Origin of the sequence: Variovorax sp. LjRoot175, from assembly GCF_964253805.1 — a bacterium.
GTDB lineage: Bacteria > Pseudomonadota > Gammaproteobacteria > Burkholderiales > Burkholderiaceae_C > Variovorax.
On the sequence record NZ_CAXURY020000003.1, the window covers coordinates 356,681 to 377,668 of the forward strand.

At 64.7% G+C, this 20,988-nt stretch carries 19 protein-coding genes; 2 read left to right on the forward strand and 17 right to left on the reverse strand.

The annotated features are described in order from the left end of the window. Positions 1–48: 48 nt before the first annotated feature. From acs to ACSQ89_RS39625, 17 genes are all read right to left on the reverse strand, one after another. On the reverse strand, positions 49–1,971 hold the full coding sequence (gene acs, locus ACSQ89_RS39545; RefSeq protein WP_436297847.1) for an acetate--CoA ligase: 1,923 nt from the start codon (positions 1,969–1,971) through the stop codon (positions 49–51). Positions 1,972–2,068: 97 nt separating this feature from the next. Then, positions 2,069–2,977 (reverse strand): ACP S-malonyltransferase, encoded by a 909-nt coding sequence (locus ACSQ89_RS39550; protein WP_436297592.1) that lies wholly within the window; start codon positions 2,975–2,977, stop codon positions 2,069–2,071. Next, entirely contained in the window at positions 2,974–3,837 is an 864-nt protein-coding gene (mdcB, locus tag ACSQ89_RS39555) for a triphosphoribosyl-dephospho-CoA synthase MdcB (RefSeq protein ID WP_436297593.1), read from the reverse strand. The genes ACSQ89_RS39550 and mdcB overlap by 4 nt, the downstream gene beginning before the upstream one ends. Beyond that, a complete protein-coding gene (gene mdcG, locus ACSQ89_RS39560) occupies positions 3,834–4,517 on the reverse strand; it encodes a malonate decarboxylase holo-[acyl-carrier-protein] synthase (protein ID WP_436297594.1) in 684 nt (227 codons plus the stop codon). Before mdcG ends, mdcB begins: the two co-directional genes overlap by 4 nt. A 14-nt stretch (positions 4,518–4,531) precedes the next feature. Further along, positions 4,532–5,233, reverse strand: coding sequence for a biotin-independent malonate decarboxylase subunit gamma (gene mdcE / locus ACSQ89_RS39565; RefSeq protein ID WP_436297595.1), 702 nt, complete (start codon positions 5,231–5,233; stop codon positions 4,532–4,534). A gap of 14 nt (positions 5,234–5,247) precedes the next feature. Next, positions 5,248–6,135, reverse strand: coding sequence for a biotin-independent malonate decarboxylase subunit beta (locus tag ACSQ89_RS39570; protein WP_436297596.1), 888 nt, complete (start codon positions 6,133–6,135; stop codon positions 5,248–5,250). After that, a complete protein-coding gene (mdcC, locus tag ACSQ89_RS39575; protein ID WP_436296923.1) occupies positions 6,132–6,464 on the reverse strand; it encodes a malonate decarboxylase acyl carrier protein in 333 nt (110 codons plus the stop codon). Before mdcC ends, ACSQ89_RS39570 begins: the two co-directional genes overlap by 4 nt. 14 nt (positions 6,465–6,478) lie before the next feature. Further along, positions 6,479–8,161 carry a malonate decarboxylase subunit alpha gene (gene mdcA / locus ACSQ89_RS39580; protein ID WP_436297597.1) on the reverse strand — a complete coding sequence of 561 codons (1,683 nt, stop codon included), beginning with the start codon at positions 8,159–8,161 and terminating at the stop codon, positions 6,479–6,481. Between the two features lie 53 nt (positions 8,162–8,214). After that, a complete protein-coding gene (locus tag ACSQ89_RS39585) occupies positions 8,215–9,588 on the reverse strand; it encodes an SLC13 family permease (RefSeq protein WP_436297598.1) in 1,374 nt (457 codons plus the stop codon). A gap of 160 nt (positions 9,589–9,748) precedes the next feature. After that, positions 9,749–10,663: a LysR family transcriptional regulator gene (locus ACSQ89_RS39590; RefSeq protein ID WP_436297599.1), complete on the reverse strand. Its 915-nt coding sequence runs from the start codon at positions 10,661–10,663 to the stop codon at positions 9,749–9,751. Positions 10,664–11,490: 827 nt separating this feature from the next. Then, a complete protein-coding gene (locus tag ACSQ89_RS39595; RefSeq protein WP_436297600.1) occupies positions 11,491–12,426 on the reverse strand; it encodes a transporter substrate-binding domain-containing protein in 936 nt (311 codons plus the stop codon). Between the two features lie 37 nt (positions 12,427–12,463). After that, positions 12,464–13,453 carry a molybdopterin-dependent oxidoreductase gene (locus ACSQ89_RS39600; RefSeq protein WP_436297601.1) on the reverse strand — a complete coding sequence of 330 codons (990 nt, stop codon included), beginning with the start codon at positions 13,451–13,453 and terminating at the stop codon, positions 12,464–12,466. A gap of 762 nt (positions 13,454–14,215) precedes the next feature. Continuing rightward, complete coding sequence (locus tag ACSQ89_RS39605) at positions 14,216–14,968, reverse strand: amino acid ABC transporter ATP-binding protein (RefSeq protein WP_436297602.1); 753 nt, start codon at positions 14,966–14,968, stop codon at positions 14,216–14,218. A 7-nt stretch (positions 14,969–14,975) separates the two neighbouring features. Then, complete coding sequence (locus ACSQ89_RS39610) at positions 14,976–15,710, reverse strand: amino acid ABC transporter permease (RefSeq protein ID WP_436297603.1); 735 nt, start codon at positions 15,708–15,710, stop codon at positions 14,976–14,978. Between the two features lie 8 nt (positions 15,711–15,718). Further along, the gene (locus ACSQ89_RS39615) at positions 15,719–16,528 is read right to left on the reverse strand and encodes an ABC transporter substrate-binding protein (RefSeq protein ID WP_436297604.1); all 810 of its coding nucleotides are present in this window, start codon (positions 16,526–16,528) and stop codon (positions 15,719–15,721) included. Between the two features lie 13 nt (positions 16,529–16,541). Continuing rightward, entirely contained in the window at positions 16,542–17,249 is a 708-nt protein-coding gene (locus tag ACSQ89_RS39620) for a cyclase family protein (protein WP_436297605.1), read from the reverse strand. A gap of 122 nt (positions 17,250–17,371) precedes the next feature. Continuing rightward, on the reverse strand, positions 17,372–18,271 hold the full coding sequence (locus tag ACSQ89_RS39625) for a LysR family transcriptional regulator (protein WP_436297606.1): 900 nt from the start codon (positions 18,269–18,271) through the stop codon (positions 17,372–17,374). A 107-nt stretch (positions 18,272–18,378) separates the two neighbouring features. Here ACSQ89_RS39625 and ACSQ89_RS39630 point away from each other — a divergent pair, with 107 nt between their 5' ends. Both ACSQ89_RS39630 and ACSQ89_RS39635 read left to right on the forward strand, forming a co-directional pair. After that, entirely contained in the window at positions 18,379–19,698 is a 1,320-nt protein-coding gene (locus ACSQ89_RS39630; protein ID WP_436297607.1) for an amidase, read from the forward strand. A gap of 111 nt (positions 19,699–19,809) precedes the next feature. Beyond that, positions 19,810–20,937 carry a RidA family protein gene (locus tag ACSQ89_RS39635; protein ID WP_436297608.1) on the forward strand — a complete coding sequence of 376 codons (1,128 nt, stop codon included), beginning with the start codon at positions 19,810–19,812 and terminating at the stop codon, positions 20,935–20,937. The last annotated feature ends 51 nt before the right edge of the window (positions 20,938–20,988 follow it).

Sequence of the window (20,988 nt, forward strand, 5' to 3'; positions counted from 1 at the left end):
ATATGGTCGAGAGGTACATCGGTCGGGCCGAAGGCCGCATCGACCGTCCTAGTTCCTCTGGGCCAATTGCTCCAGAATCGCCGGGTTCTCCAGCGTCGACGTGTCCTGCGTGATGGTTTCGCCCTTGGCGACGGAGCGCAGCAGCCTGCGCATGATCTTGCCGCTGCGCGTCTTGGGCAGGTTGTCGCCGAAGCGGATGTCCTTGGGCTTGGCGATCGGGCCAATCTCCCTGGCGACCCAGTTGCGCAGTTCATTGGCGATCTTCTTCGCCTCCTCGCCGCTCGGGCGGGGACCCTTCAGCACGACGAAGGCACAGATCGCCTCGCCCGTGGTTTCGTCGGGGCGGCCGACCACCGCGGCTTCCGCCACCAGATCGGTGCAAGACACCAGTGCCGATTCGATCTCCATCGTGCCCATCCGATGGCCCGAGACGTTCAGCACATCGTCGATGCGCCCGGTGATGGTGAAGTAACCGGTCTGCGCATCGCGAATCGCGCCGTCGCCCGCAAGGTAGTAGCCCTTGAGCTCGGGCGGGTAGTAGCTCGCCTTGAAGCGCTCCGGGTCGCCCCAGATCGTGCGGATCATGCTCGGCCAGGGCTTCTTGACGACCAGGATGCCGCCCTGGCCGTTGGGCACGTCGGTGCCGGTCTCGTCGACGATGGCAGCGGCGATGCCCGGGAAGGGCAGGGTGCAGGAACCCGGAACCAGCGGCGTAGCGCCCGGCAGCGGCGTGATCATGTGGCCGCCAGTCTCGGTCTGCCAGAAGGTGTCGACGATCGGGCAGCGGCCGCCGCCGATGTGCTGGTGGAACCACTCCCAGGCTGCGGGATTGATCGGCTCACCGACAGAACCCAGGATGCGCAGGCTCGACAGGTCGTAGCGCTTCGGATGCACTGCCTCGTCGGCCTCCGCCGCCTTGATCAGCGAGCGGATGGCAGTGGGCGCGGTGTAGAACACGCTGACCTTGTGGTCCTGGATCATCTTCCAGAAGCGGCCCGCGTCCGGATAGGTCGGCACCCCCTCGAACACGACCTCGGTCGCGCCGAGCGCCAACGGGCCGTAGCTGATGTAGGTGTGGCCGGTGACCCAGCCGATGTCGGCGGTGCACCAGAACACATCGTCGTCCTTCAAGTCGAAGGTCCACTTCGTGGTCAAAGCCGCATGCAGCAGGTACCCGCCGCTGGAATGCTGCACGCCCTTGGGTTTGCCGGTCGAGCCCGAGGTGTACAGCACGAACAGGGGATGCTCGGCACTCACCCATTCGGGCTCGCAGGACTCGGCCTGGTTCTGCATCTCCTCGTGCAGCCAGCGGTCACGCGACGGATCCCAGGCGATCTTGCCGCCTGTGCGCCGGTAGACGATGACGTCTTTCACCGCCTCGCAGCCGCCCAACGCGATGGCATCGTCGACGATGGCCTTGAGCGGCAGTTGTTTGCCGCCGCGCAGCTGCTCGTCGGCGGTGATGACCATCACTGCGCCGACATCCTGGATGCGGTCGCGCAGGCTCTGCGCCGAGAAGCCGCCGAAGACCACCGAATGCGTGGCCCCGATGCGCGCGCAGGCCTGCATCGCCACCACCCCCTCGATGCTCATCGACATGTAAATGACCGCGCGGTCGCCCTTCTTGACGCCGCGCGCCTTCAACGCATTGGCCATGCGGCAGGTGCGCGCCAGCAGCTCGCGGTAGCTGACGCGCGTCACCTGCCCGTCGTCGGCCTCGAAGATGATCGCCGTCTTTTCGCCCAGGCCGCGCTCGACCTGGCGGTCGAGGCAGTTGTACGAGACGTTCAGCGTGCCATCCTCGAACCATTCGAAGAACGGCGCCCGGCTGTCGTCGAGCCCCTTCGTGAACGGCGTCTTCCAGATCAGGAACTCGCGCGCGAGGCGCGACCAGTAGGCGCTGTGATCGGCATCGGCCTCGGCCACCAGCTTGTCATAGGCCGCTATGCCGGGCACATGGGCGTCCTTCATATCTGGGACTGGAATCGGATGGGTCTTTGTTTCGTTCTCGTTCACGGTAGATCTCCTGTGCAGCCTTGAGCTAAGACATCCAATGGACGGGGTTGATTCATCGGTCCGCGTGGCTGCTCAGCCACGCTGCAATCGCTGCGGGACTGCGAAAGTCGTCGCAGGCGCGAGCCGGAACGGTGGGGCAGCGCTGATTCCACATGCGCGCCAGCGCCTGGCCCGGGCCGATCTCCAGCACGCAGCGTATGTGTCGTGCCATGACGTTTTCCATGCATTCGTCCCAACGGACAGTGGTCGCGATCTGCGCGGCCAGCGCGTTCCGGCCGGCCGAGGCGTCGCGGATGCGGTCCGCTGCATTGCTGAACAGGGCGACTCGTGGCGCATGGAACGAAGCGTTCTCAAGCGTGCGCGCAAAGCTGTCAGCCGCCTCGCGCATCCACGGCGTATGGGATGCCACATTGACGCGCAACCGCGTGCACTGTGCACCTTCGAGCAGGACCATTCGCTCCGCCTGTACCAATGCAGCCATCGGTCCGCCGAGGATCACGCTGTCCTCGCCGTTGCGGATGGCGAGCGCGAGGCCGGTTGCCGCGCGAAGTCTTTCCACTGCGGAAATGGAAAGACTGGTGACGGCCAGCAGTCCGCCGGGGGCACTCGCCGCACATTCATCCATGGCCTGGGCCCGCCGCTGTGCAAGCTCGATGGTTGAATCGGGAGCGAGCACGCCGGCCGCGCTGAAGGCTGCCAGTTCTCCTACGCTGTAGCCCGCTATCGCAGCGGGCGGCGCCACGAGGGGCGCCAGTTGATTCCACGCTGCCAGTTCGAGGCCGGTCAGCAGAGTCTGCGCGTTGTCGTTGCGTTCGGCCCAGCCAGGATCGGCCAGCGCTGCGCGCCAGTCCTTGACACCGAGGCGCGCTCGCATGTCGCGCACGATTGGATCGTCGGCAATCCACGGCAGCATCGCCGGGTGCTGATTGCCTTGGCCGGAGAACAGCAGCGCGAAGCTCATGGACCTCCACACACACGCGTGATCCAGCATGCTGCGGCGAGCGTGTCTGCCGCGCCTCCGGGCGACAGGCGCCGCGCCACGAATTCGTCGGCAATTGCATGCGCCTCCTGAAGTCCGGCGGGCCGGGCGACACCCCCGCGATCCAGAAACTCTCGCGCAACGCGCTGTGCGTAGCGCAATCCGGCGAGGCCGCCGCGATGCGCGAGATTGCTGTCGTCCAGAACGGCCATGATGTGGAACAACGTGTCGAGCCGAGCCTGGCAGGGCGTCAGGCCCCGGGCCAGGCCCGCCGTCAGCGCGGGCAGCGCTGTTTCGAACAGCACCGGAAATGCGAGCGCCGCCTCTTCGGAGGCGCTGCGCAGGCCGTGGCGCCGCGCGGCGATGCCGCCGGGCAGGGTGGGCGGGCGTTCGCTGCGCCTGGCCAGCGCGTCGCCCCAATGCCGGCGCAACGCATCACGCAGTGGGTCTGGATGCGATGCGCCGCCGCGCTCGCGCAGGGCGGCGCCCGCCGCGGCGCACAACAGACCAAGCATGAAGATCGCGCCGCGGTGCGTGTTGACGCCGCCGGTGGCGGCGAGCATGCGTGCCTCCGCCGCGATGCCGCACCGCTCCAGCACGGTGAAACCCGCGCCGCAAGCGCCCGCTTCGGTGATCTGCACGAAGTAGCGACGCAGCGAGAACAGGCTGCGCATGAAGGTGTGCGCGTCCATGTCGTCGTGGCTGCCACGATCGATCAATGTCACCAGGCCCGGCTTGGGCGCCAGCGACAGCTCGTCGTAAAGCGCGAGGGTGGCCGCGCGCCCGATCGCCGCGGACGTGAGCCGTGGATGCTGATGCACATGGAGCGCAGAGGTGCTCATTCGGCCCACTCCACCAACTCGCTACGCTTGCACCACGCCGCTTCGCGCTGCAGGGACACGCTGTCCAGCCGCTTGACCATTACGGCGCGCGTGCGTCCAGCGCGCCACTCGATCCATTCGCGCCACGCGACTGCCGCCCCATCGCTGAAGACGAGTTCGCCATCCAGCCTAGGCTGCGTTGAGCCGAAGGACTGAAGCACATGCGCAACCGCATCCGCGTGTGCCGCCCCACCGACGCTGACCGCCAGATCGAGGTCGGAGTCCGGGCGTACGTGATAGAGGCCGCTGATCGCTTGCCAGCCGTAGCTTCCGAATACGCGCGTTGTCGCATGGCAGGCGTCGAGGGCGCCAAGCAGATCGCGCACCGGGCCGCGCATTGACGGCGCCAGCAGCCCTTGCACCTCGGCAAGGCGCGGGAACTCGTCAAGGCCAAGCACCGCAGCGCGCGGCACCTGCAGCGCCAGCCGACGCTTTTCCCAACGCGCAGGCGACGGCAGACCCAGTGCGATCCATCCGTTGGCGGCGGCGTCGATTGACTGACGTGTCACCACCAGCGGCAGTCGATGCGTCGCCCAATGCGTCAGGCAGTCGCGCGCATGCCTGTCCCAGGGCCGGGCGAGGACGGCGGTCCACCCAGCCTCCGAGAGCCGGGCGAGTTGGTGGCGGCGCAGGAAGACCATGGCGCTTGCGACGGTCAGGCGGCGTCCAGCACCCGCTTAACGACGGCGGCGGCAAGCTGGCGTCCACCGCGCTCGGCGCCGTCCTGCGCGCGCCGATCTTGCGTCGGCGTATGGGCCAGCGCATCGTGCAGCGCGGCCTGCAAGTCTCCCTCCCACAGCGCACGCACGCCCCCCATCGCCACGTAGTTCCGCACGCCGGGTGCGAACACCGGGTTGGATTGAGACAGCGCCGTAAGCTTGTCCTCCGGCAGCTTGGTCACGCGTGCCATGGCGGGAATGCGCATCACCCGGATCTCGGCATCCGGCAGCGCGTAGCAGGCGTCGGCAATCAACCCCGAGGTGATGAAGCCGCCGGAGAGGGCCTGGTCGTACACCAGGCCGATCACGCGGTGGCCGCGGCGCCGCGCCAGGTCGATGCTCGCGCCGAGGTGCGCCATCGCACGGTTGATGCCGAGCAATTCATCGCGTCGGCGCAGTTGCTGACCCTGGGTGTCGATCAGCAGCAGGATCGGCCGACCTGCGTGCTGCGTGATGGTGTCGAGCACCACTCGGGCCTGCGCAAGCGCGAGACGGACCCCGATCGGCGCATGATTTGTGGTGCCGATCACTGTGAGCGGTTCGCCTTCGAATATCACCTCGCCCTGTAGAAAGTCGCCGTCCGCGCGCATGCCGTGGTATGAGCCGAAGAGCTGGGTGACAAGGGAATTCCATTGCATGTGATGCTCCTCGGTTAGTAGGCACGCAGCGCGCGCACGGCTTCCACCGGAAGCTCCGGGACCCGCTGCGCGTCGGCGATGCCGAGTGCGCTCCAGAGCAGCGTCGCTTCATCGTGGTGGGCGTGCTCGGCGTTGTCGCCAGGGAGGGCGTGCAGGCGCGCTGTGAGTAGCGCGTGCTCCTGCTCCAGGGCCTCCACGGTCAATGGCCTGGACGCATGGATCGCCGCGACAGCCGCTGCACGAAAAGCGTCCACATCGTCTTCGACCAGCGCATCACAGTCGCCCGTCAGCCAGCGGTGCTTGCCGCCGGTCGTGCGCCAGACCAGCGCACGGTCGCGCGAGTCGAACTCCTCCACGCCGTGGGACGCTTCGATCACCTCGGGCCCCGACATCGCCAGCCGCCCGACATCGCTCATCACGATGTGGTCGGCACAGCGCGCCACGATGCCCATGCCGCCGAAGCAGCCGTTGGCGCCGCCGATCAGCACGATCACCGGGATTCCGGCGGCGCGCACGTCGAGCACTGCGCGCATCACTTCCGACACTGCAATGAGTCCCGCGTTGGCCTCATGCAAGCGCACGCCGCCCGATTCGGCCAGCAACAGCACGGCGGTTGGCCGGTCGCGCAGCGCGCGCTGCAGCAGGCCGACCAGCTTGGCGCCGTGCACCTCGCCGACGCCGCCGCCCATGAATGCGCCTTCCTGCGCCGCCACGAAGACCTCGCGGCCGTCGAGCATCGCGCGGCCGATCGCCACGCCGTCGTCGAAAGCCGAGGGCACGCCGAGCTGCGCCAGGTGCGGGCTGGTGACCCGCTCGGCGGGTGGCAGCCATTCGTGGAAACTGCCGGGATCGAGCAGCAGCGCCAGCCGCTCGCGCGCCGAGCATTCGGCATAGCTGATCATGGCTTGCCTCCGGTGATCTCGGCTACGGCCTGGTCGAGCCGCAGGCTCACCACCGCGGGCGTGGCGCCCATGTCGTTGATCGAGACGCGCACGCCGGCCAGCGGATGGCGCGCGTGGAAGTCGTTCATCACGGCCTGCCAGATCGGGCCGAAGCCACGCGCCGAGGTCTCGACGCGCACCGCGCAGTCATTGCCGGCGGCGGGCTCGAGCATCACCTCGAGGTTGCCGGAGCCGACGACGCCGACCAGCACCGTCGGGAAAGCACCGGCCGGCCGGCCGCCGGAAAAGAAAAAGTCCAGGGTTTCGAGCCCTGCGGGAACGTCGCTCATCGTTGAATCTCCTGCTACCAGTTTCTGAAGCGCTTGGGTGGCTGGTACAACCCGCCCGAGGCGCGCACCAGGTCGCGCATGCTGCGTGCGGCCAGCAGGTTGCGCGTGGCCTGGCGGGGGTCGATGCCCAGATCCTGCGGCCGGCGGATCACGCCGCGGTCGCGCAGGTTCTCGACTGCGCGCCGGTCGCGCGCCAGGCCCACTGCGGTGTAGCCGGCCACGCCGCGGATGGCTTGCTCGCGCTCCGCGTCGCTGCGGCACAGCAGCAGGTTGGCGATGCCTTCCTCGGTGAGGATGTGCGAGACGTCGTCGCCGTAGATCATGATCGGCGGCAGCGCCATGCCGGCCTGCTCCTGCAGCGTCCAGGCGTCGAGCTTTTCAACGAAGGCCGGCTGCATGTGCTCGCGAAAGGTCTCGACCATCTGCACGACCAGCTTCTGGCCGCGCGGCGTGCCGGCCGCGCCGCTGCGCCCGGCACGCGCCTCGCGCCCGGCCTTGAGCCAGGCGGGGCTCGCATGGCGCCGACCGCGCGCATCGGCGCCCATGTTGGGCGCACCGCCGAAGCCGGCGATGCGGCCCAGCGTCGCGGTGGAGCTGTTGCCGTCGAGATCGATCTGCAAGGTCGAGCCGATGAACATGTCGCAGGCATAGTGGCCGGCCGCCTGGCAGAACGCCCGGTTGCTGCGCAGGCTGCCGTCGGGCCCGGTGAAGAACACATCGGAGCGCGCTCGAATGTAGTCCTCCATGCCCAGCTCGGAGCCGAAGGAATGCACCGACTCGACCCAGCCCGCCTCGATCGCCGGGATCAGTGCCGGATGCGGGTTCAGTGCCCAGTGCTTGCCGATCTTGCCCTTGAGGCCGAGCGACTCGGCATAGGTCGGCAGCAGCAGCTCGATGGCCGCGGTGTCGAAGCCGATGCCGTGGTTCAGGCGCTGCACGCCGTACTCGGCATAGATGCCCTTGATCGCCATCATCGCCATCAGGATCTGGACCTCGCTGATCTGCGCGGGGTCGCGCGTGAACAGCGGCTCGATGAAATTGGGGCGAGGCGCCTTCACGACGAAGCTCACCCAGTCGGCCGGGATGTCGATGCGTGGCAGCGTTGTGCTCTTGCCGTCGACCAGTTCGTTGACCTGGGCGATCACGATGCCGCCCGAGAACGCCGTGGCCTCGACGATGGCCGGCGTGTCTTCGGTGTTGGGGCCGGTGTAGAGATTGCCTTCGGCGTCGGCCGCCTGCGCCGCGACCAGCGCGACCTTGGGCGTCAGGTCGACGAAGTAGCGCGCGAAGAGCTCGAGGTAGGTGTGGATCGCGCCGATCTCGATCCGGCCGGCCGACACCAGCTTGGCCAGGCGCGCGCCCTGCGGCCCCGAGAAGCTGAAGTCCAGCCGGGCGGCCACGCCGTTCTCGAAGATGTCCAGGTGCTCGGGCAGCGCCAGCACCGACTGCACCATGTGCAAGCCATGCACCTTCGCCGGATCGATCTGGACCAGCGCGCGCGCCAGGAAGTCGGCTTGCTTCTGGTTGTTGCCTTCGAGGCAGACACGGTCCCTGGGCGAGAGCACCGACTCGAGCAGGATGGCGATGGCCTCGGTATCGACGCGCTTGCCGGCGAGCCGATTCCCGAGGGCGTTGGCTGCGCGCGCCAGGCGGGCGTTGCGGTCGTCGGCCTTGGAGGTCCAGGAACTGGAATTCATGGGAGGTTGAGGAGGATGAAGGGGATGAAGTTCAGTCGAAACAAGGCGGCGCCTCACAGCACCACGAAGAGCAGCCACACCACCACGGGGGCCACGAGAGTCACGATGGCGCCGTACACCATCAGCTGCCGGAAGAACACGTCGCGGTCCACGCCCTTGGCGTTGGCGAGTACCAGCGCGCCATTGGTCGAGAACGGACTGACGTCGACGATGGTCGAGGACACGGCCATCGCCGCGATGAAGCCGATTGCGCTGACGCCAGTGTCGCCCTGCAGGAACGGCACCGCCAGCGGGATCAGCGAGCCGAGCACCGCGGTCGACGAGGCGAAGGCCGAGACCACGGCACCGACGAAGCACAACAGCAACGCGGCCACCATGGGGGAGGTGAGACCCGCCACGCTATGGCCCACGAAATCGATGGTGCCCATCTTGTCCATCACGCCCACGTAGGTGCTGACACCCACGATCAGCATGATCTCGGGCCATGACACCTGGCCCAGGGCACGCTTCTGCAGGTTGGGCGCCATCAGCGTCAGCAAGAGGCCGATGGTGATCGAGACGAAGCCGATGTCCTGCTTGAAGAACAGGGTCAGCACGGCCAGCGCCAGCAGGCCCAGCACGGTGACGATCTGGTAGAGGCGTGAACCCTGGTCGGCCGGGACCGCCGGCGCCGCGTCCATGAGCGACTCGCCAGCCGCAGTCGCGACGCGCCGCTCTTCCGCGAACGATTCGGCCTCCGCGCCGCCGAACACTTGCGCTCCGCCCTGTGCATGCGCCGTGCGGCGCGTTGCCGGCACTGCGCCGGTCACGTCGGCCTTCTGGCGCAGCAGTTTCATGCCGCCCATGAGGAAGAACAGCAGCAGCGACACGCACAGGTTGACGCCGAGGCTCGCCAGCATCGTCGCGATCTCGTTGAGCGGCAGGCCGGCCTTGGCAACGATCTTGTTGGTGATGCCGCCGTAGATGCTGATCGGCGAAAAGCCGCCGCCTTGCGCGCCGTGCACGACCATCAACCCCATCAGCAGGGGATTGATGCCGTACTTGGCGGCAAAGCCCAGCGCGATCGGCGCGATGATGGCCACCGCCGCGGGGCTGACCGCTCCCACCGCCGTGAGCAGCGCGGCGATGAAGAACATGATCCACGGAATGGCGGCGATGCGCCCGCGCACCGCGCGCACCGCCAGCTTGACCAGCCAGTCGATGGTGCCGTTGTTCTGCGCCAGCGCGAACAGGTAGGTGATGCCGACCAGGGTGAGAAACAGGTCGGCGGGAAAGCCGCCCATGATCGCCTTGGCGTTCATGCCGGCCACCAGCGTGCCGACCAGGAACGCGCCGACGAAGGCGATCACGCCCATGTTGATCGGCAGCACAGTGGCGAGCACGAACATGCCCACCAGTGCGTAGATCGAGATCCAATGAGAAGTCATCAATGCGTCTCCGGGGGTTTTGGGGTTCGACGCATCGGGCTGTGCATCTGGGTGCGTAAGGTACGCACCCCCTCCAGGACGATCAATGAAGCTGTCGCGTCGATCCTTACGCGAATTGAAACGATCGAGGGTTAACCCGAGCCCAGTCGATGGCTCCCGTTCAGCCGAGTTCCGCTTTCGCCAGGCGGCACACTGACAGCAACGCGAGCAGGTTGGGATCGCGTTCGCGCGTGCGCAGGAAGTTGAGCGCGATGGTCTGGCGCATCAGGTACCTGGGCTGCAACGGGATCAACTGCACCTTCTGGGGCATGGCGCCGCGCACACGGCCTGGCAACAGCGTGTAGCCGACGCCACCGCTGACCAGGTTCATCAGGGAGAAGATGTCGCCGGTCTTCATCACCACGTTCGGTGTGAAGCCGGCCACACGAAACGACTCCATAAAACCGCTGTAGGTGACGAAGCCTTCACTCAGGCTCACGAAGCGCTCGCCGGCGCAGGCGCTCAGGTCGATCTCCTTCTGCGATGAATAAGGAGAGTCCACTGGTGCGGCGAACTGGATGTCATCCTGGAACAGCGGCTCCGATTCGACGTCGGAAGCATCTTCGGGGATCGCCATGAGTGCGGCATCGATCGCGCCTTCCCGAAGCTTCTGCAGCAGGTCGGCATTGGACCCGAGGACGAGCTCGGTGTGCAGTTCCGGCTTGCGCAGTTTCATTCCCATGATCAGCTGCGGCACCGTGCGACTCGTCAGAGAATAAAGAGAGCCGATGCGGATCCGATCGGCCGAGTAGCCGGCGACTTCTCGCGTAGCGCGGATGCCCGCGGACATCGTGCGAAGCACCTCGCGTGCCACCTCCGCCAGCGCATGAGCGGCTTCAGTCGGGTGCAGGTTGCGGCCTTCGTGCCGGAACAGCGCGCAGCGCAGCCCAGTTTCCAGCGAATGCAAGGCGCGGTGCACGCTGACGGCGCTGATCTCGAGCTTTTCTGCCGCGCGGGCGAGATTGCCGGTCTCCATGAAGGCTAGGAGGATCTCGAGCTTGCGGAAGGTGATCTCTTCGTCGACGCGGAGGAGCATGGGCGGCCTGCGGGTGGAAGCCAATCGTAACTCTGAGGTCGGTTTTCAACTTACCTTGGAGCTTGTGCAGCTAGTTTGAACTCGTCTTGACAGGGCGGAGCCAGCCGCGAGCCTCACGACGGCGCGGCGAGACTGACCCAGAGCCTCCTCCACCGCCATCCGTGCCGCAGGGGACCTTGAGCCATACGCCAGGAGGAGAGAGCGATAGGCGGGGGCATAGTCCACCGGCAGCGCAAAGCAGGGCGCTGGCAAGAGCGGCGAGCAGGGCAGAATGCGGCGGACCGCCGGGCTAGCAAGGCCTCCTTGGGCCTCATGCCAATGGAGTCGACAAAGTACTGCAGGGCGTTGGCGTTGGTGCCGTGCGGCATCCACGCATAGCCAAAGTCGCCGCCCGGGAGGATGCGGATCCCGCGCTCGTGCGTTTCGCGCAGCAAGGCCGACGCAATATCCGCGCTTGTAGCCCAGCCGCGTGGCCGCAGCCTCGATGATTCCGTATTCGGCGGCATTGTCGGTAGTGCGGATCAACCAACCGATGCCGGGGTGCGACGAAATGCCTGTCCTTGTAGCTTCGAGCATGTCCAAGGCCCTCGGCACGGCAAAACTGGCGTGGGAGACCATTTCGATGTCGTGGCGCACGCACTGCACCGATTCGCGGGACAGGGCGTGCGCAGCCATGCGCTTGCCGTAGCGCGTGGCCTTCTGCACCAGCATCGCCACTTCGGCATCGGCGAACAGGGACATCTTGGCGGGCAGGCCGGCGATCTATTCGCCGGAAGGGCGACTTCTCAGTCTTAGCGCTTCACTGCATAAGCGCAGACGCCGCGGAGTCACCGGCCTGGCGCTGGCGGCAGGCACGAAGGCGGGTTGCACACATACGATTCCAGCGGCTTGTCGTTGGGATCGGCCCATGCGGCCTTTGTTGCTGCACTGGCAGGGACGTTCAGCTTGATGTTTTTCGGTGGAATGGGCTGCACGAACCAGCGGTCATACATCTTGGCCAGCTCTCCTGTCTTGATCAGTTCGCGAATGGTGTCATCGACCACCTTCTTGAATGCTGGATCGTCCTTGCGTAGCATGATCGCGATCGGCTCGATGCTGATCGGCTCGCCGACGATCCGGTAGTCGGCCGGACTTCTCGAGGTGGCAATATTGCCGGCCAGCACCTGGCTGTCCATCACGAAGGCATCCGCACGGCCTGACTCCAGCAGCAGGAAGCTGTCCGCCATATCTTTGCCGGATAACACGTCCTTGAACTTGAGTTCCGCTGTGCGGTTGTGCTTGCGAAGTAGTTGAACGGACGTCGTGCCTGTTGTGGTGACGATCACCTTGCCCGCCAGTTGCGTGAGCGAGTCAATGCCGGAGTTGGCCTTGACTGCGACGCGCACCTCTTCGACATAGGTGGTGAGCGCAAAGGCGACGTCCTTCTGGCGTGCGAGATTGTTGGTGGTCGAGCCGCACTCAATGTCTACCGTGCCGTTCAGCACGAGCGGGATGCGATTCTGCGAGGTCACTGGCTGATAACGAACATCGACCTTCGTGCCAAGCGTGCGCTCCAGGTTCGAGATGACGCGCTGGCAAACGTCCACATGAAAGCCTGCGTACTTGCCGTCGCCGATCATGTACGAAAGGGCGCCCGACGACTCGCGCACGCCCAGGGTAATGGTGCCCGAAGCTTTGACTTTGGCGACTGTGTTGTCTGTCTGTGCAAACACGCAGGCCGTTGTCATCGCGGCGAGTGCGACGGCCAATAGTTGTTTCTTCATTCTGAAATCCTCGGGGATGGAGCGCGGTAAATGTCGACTATTCGACGGTGACGGAGATGGAGAAAACTGCATTGCGCACACCATGTTCGGGCTGACCGAGGCCGGTACTGTCAAACGCACGGCAACGCAGCTGGTAGGTACCCGAAGATGGCGGCGACCACTCGAACTCGAATCGCTGCCATGCATGGTCATTGCGCGCGTCAAGTTGTGCGTCTGCCCACCTTGTGCCTTCGTCGGTGCTGACCTCGACGCGCGTGATTGCATCAGCGCCCCATGCCCAACCGACGATCTTCTGACTGCCGGAGGTTAGTCGTGCGTGCTCAGATGGCTGAACCATCACCGCGTGAGGTGCCACCCTCCAGACGGGAGAAAGCTGCTCAATGCCGTCTTTGACGACGCGGTCGTTGTACATGACTGTCGTGAAATAACCCGGAGATCTCGTGTCGCTTAACGCGAGTCGTACCAGCCATTTGGTTGAGTTCGTTCCGTAGAAGCCAGGCACGACCAGGCGCACCGGTCCACCATGTTTGTCACTGAGTGGCTCTGAGTTCATGTGCGTGGCGAGCATCGCCTCGCCGCCATGCAGCTCCGAAACTGGCATGTCTTTGACATAGGCGGGAATATCGATGCCGTGGTAGTCGCCTCCATCTGCGCCGTAGGACCAGACGAAACGCGCGGCAGGCGATACGCACGCCTGCTTCAGCACTTCGGACAAACGCACACCGCGCCAGACAACGTTCGCCACACGGCGCACCGGCACCGTAGGGTGCAACGGGTGCCCCGCGCACTCATGAACTGCACAGACCTCGGTCTGCGGCATGGCTTCGAGATCGGCAAGCGAGAGCGACAACTCATACTGGACCAGCCCGCCGACGGCAAGTCGCCAGGTCGCCCTGTCGATCTCCGGCATAGCCATGTGGCGTAAGAAGAAGACGTGCGCTAGCGGCGTGACAAAGTCGGTCAACCGGGCGAGGGCAGGTTGCTGTAGGTTCGGCAGGTCGACGCCGGTGGACCAGTAGGCGCTCATGACAACATCGCGCTGGCGATCGCGGCGTAGTCGCGTGACGGCTGCGGAAGGGTTGTGCCTGGAGGCTGACGACGCTGGAGCATCTGCAAAGTCTATGTTCTCCAGGTTGTGAACAACAATAGAACGTCGGCACATCTCTATCCCATATTGATATAGGTCGGCTGGGCAATGCCAGCTCATCCCGATAGCCCAGCTACCCAGGCATGTCGACACCGTGCTTCGTCGGTCAGTCCTCTGTCAGGGCGGCGGGACCGGGCGTATAGATATCCAGCGGCAGCGATTTCCATTGGAAGGACTCTGGCACGTTGGGAGCTGGCGTTCAGCTGGTGGTGTCGAGCGATGAGGTTCCTCGAGCATCATGTTCCGACGCTGAACCTGCGCAGGCGCTCGCGAGGAAGATGGGGTGCAAAAGCTTTGCTCATCTGAGATGACCGGCAGGGGCGAACCGCTCGATCACACCGCCGGAGCAGCCTGATGATGTGCCCAGCCTTGCTGGCTTCGGGTACAGGTTCTCCGGCCAGCAGGACCTACCGCTAACAGCGGCTCGGCGAACATCGTCTGATTCAAGCCGCCGCAATGAATGAGGCGGACGACCTCGGTGCCAACGCCTCCAGCGCGAACAGCGGGGCGCTGTCGTGGCAGAGCCCGCTGGAGAGTTCCCTTTTTGGCAGCTGGAAGATGGCAGCCCGATGGAAGGTCAAACGACCTAAGGCGCCCATCGGGCGTTCCCTGAACGCGTGCTCCCGAGGACCGCGGACCTCGTCAATGAACGATCTGCTGCAGAAAGCGTTGGGCTCGCGGCGTGATATCGCCCGAAAAGAAAACGTCCACCGCGGTGTTCTCGACGATCTCTCCAGCGTCCATGAAGATGATCTGGTCTGCGACTCGTTTTGCGAATCCCATCTCGTGCGTGACAACGACGCTCGTCATGCCGCCTTCGCTGAGGTCCGCCATGACATCGAGCACTTCCTTGATCATCTCTGGATCAAGCGCGGATGTCGGCTCGTCGTACAGCATGAGGCGGGGTTTCATGGCCAGCGCACGAGCAATGGCCACGCGCTGTTGCTGGCCGCCGGACAAATCGTCGGGGTACGCATGCGCCTTGTCAGGAATGCGGACCTTCTCCAGCAGCTCGAACGCTTCGCGGCGGGTCCGGCTTGCATCCGCGCGAAGGATGCGCACCGGCGCGAGCATGATGTTTTCCAGTACGCTCAGGTGTGGGAACAACTCGAAGTTCTGGAACACCATGCCCATCTGTCTGCGGGTCAGGTACGCCTTTGAGCGATCACGGCCGACCTCCTGGCCGTTGAAGATGATTGAGCCTTCGTTGATGGTTTCCAGCAGGTTGATGCAACGCAGGAGCGTGGATTTTCCGGAGCCCGAGGGGCCGACGATCACGACCGTCTTGCCAGGGGCGACTGTCAAGGAGCAGTTCCGCACCGCATGGTGTTCACCATAGTATTTCTGGATGCCCGTCATGCAGAGTAGATCGTCGCGACTGAGGGATGAAGACATGATGCTCTTACCGGATGGGGGTACGGGTCGCGGTGATACCGAGCAGGCGTTGCGTCAGCGAAGAGGAGGCCGCGGTGCGTCGCGCACGAGGATTGACGGCACGTTCGGTCAGGGCCTGTATGCCCATAAAGACGGTTGTCATCGCGAGGTAATAGATGCCTGCGGCGGTCAGCGCCTCGAAGTACTTGAAGTTGGCGCTTGCGGTTTGATTGGCAATCAACAGCAGCTCTTCGACAGCAATCACCGACACTAACGCACTGAGCTTCAGCATGCCGATCATCTGGTTGCCCAGCGGCGGCAGGATCACCTTCAGGGCCTGCGGAATCACGACGTGACGCATCACTTCCCAATCGCGCATGCCGAGCGAAAGTCCCGCAGTGCGCTGGCCACTCTTCACTGCGAGAAGGCCGGAGCGCACCACCTCGGCCATGTAGGCACCCTCATTGAGCGAGAGTGCTAGCACGGCGCTGGCAAAGCCGGTCAGCGTGACGCCTAAGGTCGGCAGCACGTTGAAGATAAAAATGATCTGGAACAGCACCGGTGTGCCGCGAAACAGCCATAGGTAGACGATGGTGCTGCCGCGGAAGAGTCGAAGGCGTGAGTCCTGCGCCAGCGCCAGCATCATCCCGATGACCAAACCGCAGATGAGCGACGCCACGGTGAGTAACAGTGTCACCCCGGCGCCCTTGGCGAAGGGAATCGAGAAGACATACTGGAGGACAAGCTCGGGCGACAGCGTCATCGCGTTGCCTATTCGAAGATGGACATCGTTGCGGGGAAGCCCCACTTCACGACAAGGCGCTTGTAGGTGCCGTCTTGCACCCCGGCTTTGAGTGCGTCCTCCACCGCCTGCCGCATGGCCTGATCGCCCTTGCGCACTGCATACCCAAGGCGCGTGTTCGCTTCGAAGGTGCTGCCGACGCGAACGTACACGTCGGGCAGTTCGCTCATGGCCTTGATCGCACCGGGGGTCGAGTCGAACAGTGCGTCTGCCCGGCCTTGCCGCACCGTCAAGAGCGAGTCCTGCGCCGTGGGAAAGGTCATGACGATGACGCCATCCTTGCCCGCGGCCCTGCAGCGAGCGTCATCGCCGCGCGCATACGTCTCCTGGATGCCGCCGAGCGTGACTGCCACCCGCTTGCCGCACAACGAGTCGTCGCGGCCGGTGATCTTCTTCACGTTCTCTTTCGCAACGACGACCTCGGTGCCTATGCGCAAGTAGGGAATGAAGTCCACCTCTTTGGCGCGCGCCTCGTTCATGTACATCGCGGCGTTGATGAAGTCCACGCGGCCGCCTTGCAGTGCGGGAATGACGCCCTTGAACTCGATGCTCAGGGGTTGGACGGCAAGACCCATGCGCTTCGCGATCTCGGCGCCCATGTCGATGTCAAAGCCGGTGAGGGTCCCGTCTTTCATGAACGCGAAGGGCGCGAAAGTGCCGGCCACCGCATAGGTCAGCCGGCCCGGCGTGACGAGCTGCGCCGGCGGTTTGATCTCCTGCGCGTGGACACTTCCGAGAGATCCGGCCCACAGGCAAAGCGATACAAATAACTTGGACATGCGACTATTCCTTTTATCGAGGATCGGACGCGAGCTCCATCGGCGGATGCAGCTGCGCGAAAGCCCGGACCGGGAAGGCGGCCGCATCGCGCGCCTTCAGCGGAATGGAGAAGAAGTCAAACGACCTGCCGTGCAGGCTTTCGAGGCGGGTCAGGTTCTCCACGATAAGGATCTCTTTTTTGAGGAACCAAGTGTGCGCCGGGCGCTCCGGATCCTTGGTCGAGTCGGCGTTCGAGCAGTCCACCCCGAACAATGCGATGTTTGCGTCGCAAAGTCGTGTCAGCACCTCGCGTGAGACGAACGGGTGCGCGCGGTATGTTTCGCTTCCCCAATGACGGTCCCAGCCGAAGTTGAACAGCACCGCCTTGCCCGCGATATCGCTGGGAATCCGAAGGTCGCCCAGGCCTAGCTCCTGTTCCGGTCCTGCATGGCGGGCGTCGATGACGATGCCGTCGAGGATCAATCGGTCGAGTGCGATGGAGGCGATGTCTGCGGCGCCCTCGAAGCGATGGCGCGGCGCGTCCATCTTGGTTCCCACTGAGGTCTGGAACGCAACGTCGGTAATCTCGAAGGACGCCTTTCCTTCGTAGTGCGCGCACGACTGCGAATGGGTCATGAAAGGCCGCATTCGGGCGGTCAGCTCCATCGGCTCGCCAGCGTCGTTCTTGAAGCGAACGCCGGGCATTCGGTCGTGAAACACATGCGAAAGATCAACAACCATGCGTCGGGGCTCCTATTTCGGCGAAAGTGTAGGAGTGGAAACGAATGCGCACAAATGATCTATCGCGGGGTGCCTATGTGAATTTGGTATGAGCCAGATCAAGCCGCTCCGCCTCGTGCGCCTCAGCTCTTCAGGGTCTTGAAATAGGCCTCCAGGCGCGCCACGAATTCCGTCGTGAGCTTCGACGGCGCCAAGTTGGGTGCGTAAGCCATGTGCGTCTGGACCACGATTCCCGGCGTGAAGGGGACGGCATGCACCAGGTCCGCGAAGACCGATGCCGCGTAGGTGCTCACAAGGCCGATGCCCACGCCTTCGGCCGCGAGCCTGCAGATCGTGGCCGAATAGTTGGTCTCGACGATCGACGGGGGTACGACCCCGTGCCTTGTCATGGCCTGCTGGAGCATCTGGTGTTGCGCGTCATCCGCATGGTGGGCTAGCAAAGGGTAGTGCTGCAGATCGCGCACGTGCACGCTGGGCTTGCCTGCCAGCGGATGCTTCCTGTGCATGACGCACACCGACCGGTCCTGGTGCATCAGCACGGGATCCAGGCCGATCGTGCTGATGTCGCTGGTCGACAGCGCAATGTCGTACATGCCGCTTAGCAGGCCGTCGCGCATGAGGTGCGTGCCGATGGTGTGCAGCGTGATGTGCGTGCCGGGGTAGTCGAGCTTGAAGCCGTGCACCACGGAAGGCAGTACGGCGAGGCCCAGAACTGGCGTGCATGCAATACGCAGCAGCCCGACGCCCGTGTGCTTCAACGACGCGATCGTTTGCTCCACCTTTTCGAGGCCGAGAAAGTGCCGCTGCACTGCGTCGAACAGCTCCTTCGCTTCTGGCGTCGGCAACAACCGGCCGCGCTGGATCTCGAACAGCCGGATGCCACTGGCCGACTGCAGTTGGGCCAGCGTGCGGCTGATCGCTGGCTGTGTGGTGTGCAAGATCTGCGCGGCGGCCGTGGTGGTGCCGCTGAGCATGACGGCGCGAAAGGCTTCGATCTGGCGGGAATTCAAGGGGCGGCCCATGGCAACTCCGGTGGGATGGTGATGCGCCCGAATGTATGTGAAAGCTGAATAGAGGTGTGGCAATAAATCATTTGTGGATATATGTCTGAATTTCTAGACTTGTCCGCATGCCCAACGCCTCAGCCGCCGACGCCTTTGCCTCCACTGCCACGGACTGCGTGCGCGGCATCACGTCCGGCCGATGGACTTCCGAGCAGATGGTGCGTGCCAGCCTTGAAAGAGCGATGGCGCGAGAAGAGGACCTCCATGCATGGGCCTGCCTCGGTGTGGACGAAGCAATGAAGGAAGCGCGCCAGCGTGATCGCCAGACTCGCTGCGGGCTGTTGCATGGTCTTCCGATCGGCATCAAGGATTTGTCGGACACACAGGCGCTGCCAACTGCGTATGGGTCGCCCGCCTATGCGGGTCATCGTCCGTTCATGGACGCCGCATGCGTGGCCTTGGCGCGTGCGGCGGGCGCAGTAATTCTCGGCAAGACGGCCACCGTGGAGTTCGGTGCGACGCGCCCCTGTGCGACGACGAATCCGCACAACAAACTGCACACGCCCGGAGGTTCTTCGGCCGGTTCGGCGGCCGCTGTTGCTGACGGCCAGATTCTGCTGGCCACAGGCACCCAGACCGGCGGGTCGATCATTCGTCCGGCCGCATTCTGTGGCGTGGTCGGCTTCAAACCGACATTTGGTGCCCTCTCTCCCGCGGGGACCAAAGGCTATTCGTGGTCGCTCGACACTGTCGGCGCCTTCGCGACCTGCGTGTCTGATGTCGCGCTGTTCTTCGACGTGCTGCGAGGACGTGACGAATCGACCCCGCTGTCATCTGCGGGGCCCGCGCCCCGCATCGGCGTTTTCCACGGTCCGTTCGCGGACCGGGCCGACCCCGCTGCGATGGCGGTGCTGGACCAGGTGGCCGCTCGATGCAGCCGCGCTGGGGCCATGGTCCGCAGCCCCGGATGGCCGGGTGGATTCGAGCTGTCCCTCGACTGGCATCGCACTGTTTCCCGCTACGAAATGGGCCGATCGCTGCTGCCCGAGCAATGCAGCGCCCAAGCCGGCGAGCTCGGCCCGACGCTGCTGTCGGAGATCGAGCGCGGTCGGCATGTTGACGACGAAAGCTACGTGCGCGCAAAGGCCGCCAGCCTCGACTTGGCCGTCACGATCGAGGCCTTGATGGCCGATCACGATGTGCTGCTGACGCTTGCCACTCCAGGTGAGGCGCCAGCCGGACTCGCATCGACCGGCGACGCGACTTTCAATCTGAGTTGGTCGTTGCTCGGGCTACCTTGTCTTTCGCTTCCCGTAGCCCGGGGGCCATTGGGACTGCCCCTGTCCGTCCAACTCGTCGGTGCGCGGCATGGCGACCGGCAGCTGCTTGAAGCCGCGCACTGGATCGAACGAATTGCCTCTCTCCCTCAACTCAAGGAATCCTGAATGAACTTCCCTCAAAGCCGCAACTTTGCGCACACCCGCAGCCACGAATCTCCGGCCCCCATCTGGCAAACCGAAGCCGTGCGGGCCGGCGCTTTCGTTTTCACCTCGGCCGTGCTGGCCACCGACTGGGTTCATGCGATCGCACCCGAAGCCGGCATCGATGCGCAGTTTCCGTATTTCGATTCGGCGGCCGAACTCCAGACCGACTACATCTTGCGCACGCTCTCGAAAACGTTACAGCAAGCCGGCAGCTCGCTGGACCGTGTGATCAAGGCCCATGTGTTCCTGCTCGACAGCACGGACTTTCCCGGTTTCGATCGCGTGTGGAAGCGCTATTTTCCCAATCCGCCGACACGCACCACCGTCGGCGCCGCTGGGCTGCTGATTCCCGGCGCGCGACTGGAGATCGCGCTGATCGCCGTCGCATCTGATGCCGACCTTCCGATGCGGCCCGCAGTCTCCGATGCGCCCCGTCCGCTGACCAAGAAAGTCGAAGCGATGCGAGCGGGCGACTTTGTGTTCACCTCGGGTCAACTGGCACACAATGCCGTGGCCGGTGTGCCACCCGAGGCCGCAGGACCGGATGGGCAGGTCGACCTCGCCAAACAGACCATCTATACCCTGCAGAACATGGCGCGCTCGCTGGCCGCCGCCGGCGCCAAGCCCACGGAAGTCGTCAAGGGGCAGGCGCTCTTGCTCGACACCAGCAACGAACACGACTTCCTTCGCGCCTGGCGCGAGACCTTCCCGCGTAAACCCGCGCTCGCGGTGACGGGGATCGGCTCACTGCTTGTGACAGGGACGATCATTGAGATCGACCTCACCGCGTATACCGGCGATGCACTGCGACTGCCGCCGGAGATTGGCTCGCGAGGCCCCGAGGCCATCGGCTGCGGCGAGTTGGTGTTTTCTGCCGGCATCTTCCCGGGCTTCGACAGCGGCGAGATGCCACCGGAGTGCGTGGTGCATGCCGCATACCCGCACTATGCATCGTCCATCCAGCTGCAGACCGAATGGGTACTGGCCCGCCTGGACGCAGCGCTGCGCAAGGTCGGCAGCGACCTCGCACGCGTTGCCAAGGCGCAGGTCTTCCTGACCGACCTTAACGACTTTGCCATCTTCGATGACGTGTGGCGCGCGCACTTCCAAACGGCGCCGGCGCGCTCGGTAGTCAAGGCATCGCCACTGCCCGTGCAGGGTGCAAGAATCGCGGTCGAAGTGATTGCCTTGGCAGCGTAAGAAACGAGACCTCCGGCTCGCCGTCGCGCGCCGGAGGTCTTGTCTCAGCGG

Excerpts from the sequence above, each read along its gene's own strand:
- acs (WP_436297847.1), bottom strand. The coding sequence starts at position 1,971 with ATGAAGGACGCCCATGTGCCCGGCATAGCGGCCTATGACAAGCTGGTG.
- ACSQ89_RS39550 (WP_436297592.1), bottom strand. The coding sequence starts at position 2,977 with ATGAGCTTCGCGCTGCTGTTCTCCGGCCAAGGCAATCAGCACCCGGCG.
- mdcB (WP_436297593.1), bottom strand. The coding sequence starts at position 3,837 with ATGAGCACCTCTGCGCTCCATGTGCATCAGCATCCACGGCTCACGTCC.
- mdcG (WP_436297594.1), bottom strand. The coding sequence starts at position 4,517 with ATGGTCTTCCTGCGCCGCCACCAACTCGCCCGGCTCTCGGAGGCTGGG.
- mdcE (WP_436297595.1), bottom strand. The coding sequence starts at position 5,233 with ATGCAATGGAATTCCCTTGTCACCCAGCTCTTCGGCTCATACCACGGC.
- ACSQ89_RS39570 (WP_436297596.1), bottom strand. The coding sequence starts at position 6,135 with ATGATCAGCTATGCCGAATGCTCGGCGCGCGAGCGGCTGGCGCTGCTG.
- mdcC (WP_436296923.1), bottom strand. The coding sequence starts at position 6,464 with ATGAGCGACGTTCCCGCAGGGCTCGAAACCCTGGACTTTTTCTTTTCC.
- mdcA (WP_436297597.1), bottom strand. The coding sequence starts at position 8,161 with ATGAATTCCAGTTCCTGGACCTCCAAGGCCGACGACCGCAACGCCCGC.
- ACSQ89_RS39585 (WP_436297598.1), bottom strand. The coding sequence starts at position 9,588 with ATGACTTCTCATTGGATCTCGATCTACGCACTGGTGGGCATGTTCGTG.
- ACSQ89_RS39590 (WP_436297599.1), bottom strand. The coding sequence starts at position 10,663 with ATGCTCCTCCGCGTCGACGAAGAGATCACCTTCCGCAAGCTCGAGATC.
- ACSQ89_RS39595 (WP_436297600.1), bottom strand. The coding sequence starts at position 12,426 with ATGAAGAAACAACTATTGGCCGTCGCACTCGCCGCGATGACAACGGCC.
- ACSQ89_RS39600 (WP_436297601.1), bottom strand. The coding sequence starts at position 13,453 with ATGAGCGCCTACTGGTCCACCGGCGTCGACCTGCCGAACCTACAGCAA.
- ACSQ89_RS39605 (WP_436297602.1), bottom strand. The coding sequence starts at position 14,968 with ATGTCTTCATCCCTCAGTCGCGACGATCTACTCTGCATGACGGGCATC.
- ACSQ89_RS39610 (WP_436297603.1), bottom strand. The coding sequence starts at position 15,710 with ATGACGCTGTCGCCCGAGCTTGTCCTCCAGTATGTCTTCTCGATTCCC.
- ACSQ89_RS39615 (WP_436297604.1), bottom strand. The coding sequence starts at position 16,528 with ATGTCCAAGTTATTTGTATCGCTTTGCCTGTGGGCCGGATCTCTCGGA.
- ACSQ89_RS39620 (WP_436297605.1), bottom strand. The coding sequence starts at position 17,249 with ATGGTTGTTGATCTTTCGCATGTGTTTCACGACCGAATGCCCGGCGTT.
- ACSQ89_RS39625 (WP_436297606.1), bottom strand. The coding sequence starts at position 18,271 with ATGGGCCGCCCCTTGAATTCCCGCCAGATCGAAGCCTTTCGCGCCGTC.
- ACSQ89_RS39630 (WP_436297607.1), top strand. The coding sequence starts at position 18,379 with ATGCCCAACGCCTCAGCCGCCGACGCCTTTGCCTCCACTGCCACGGAC.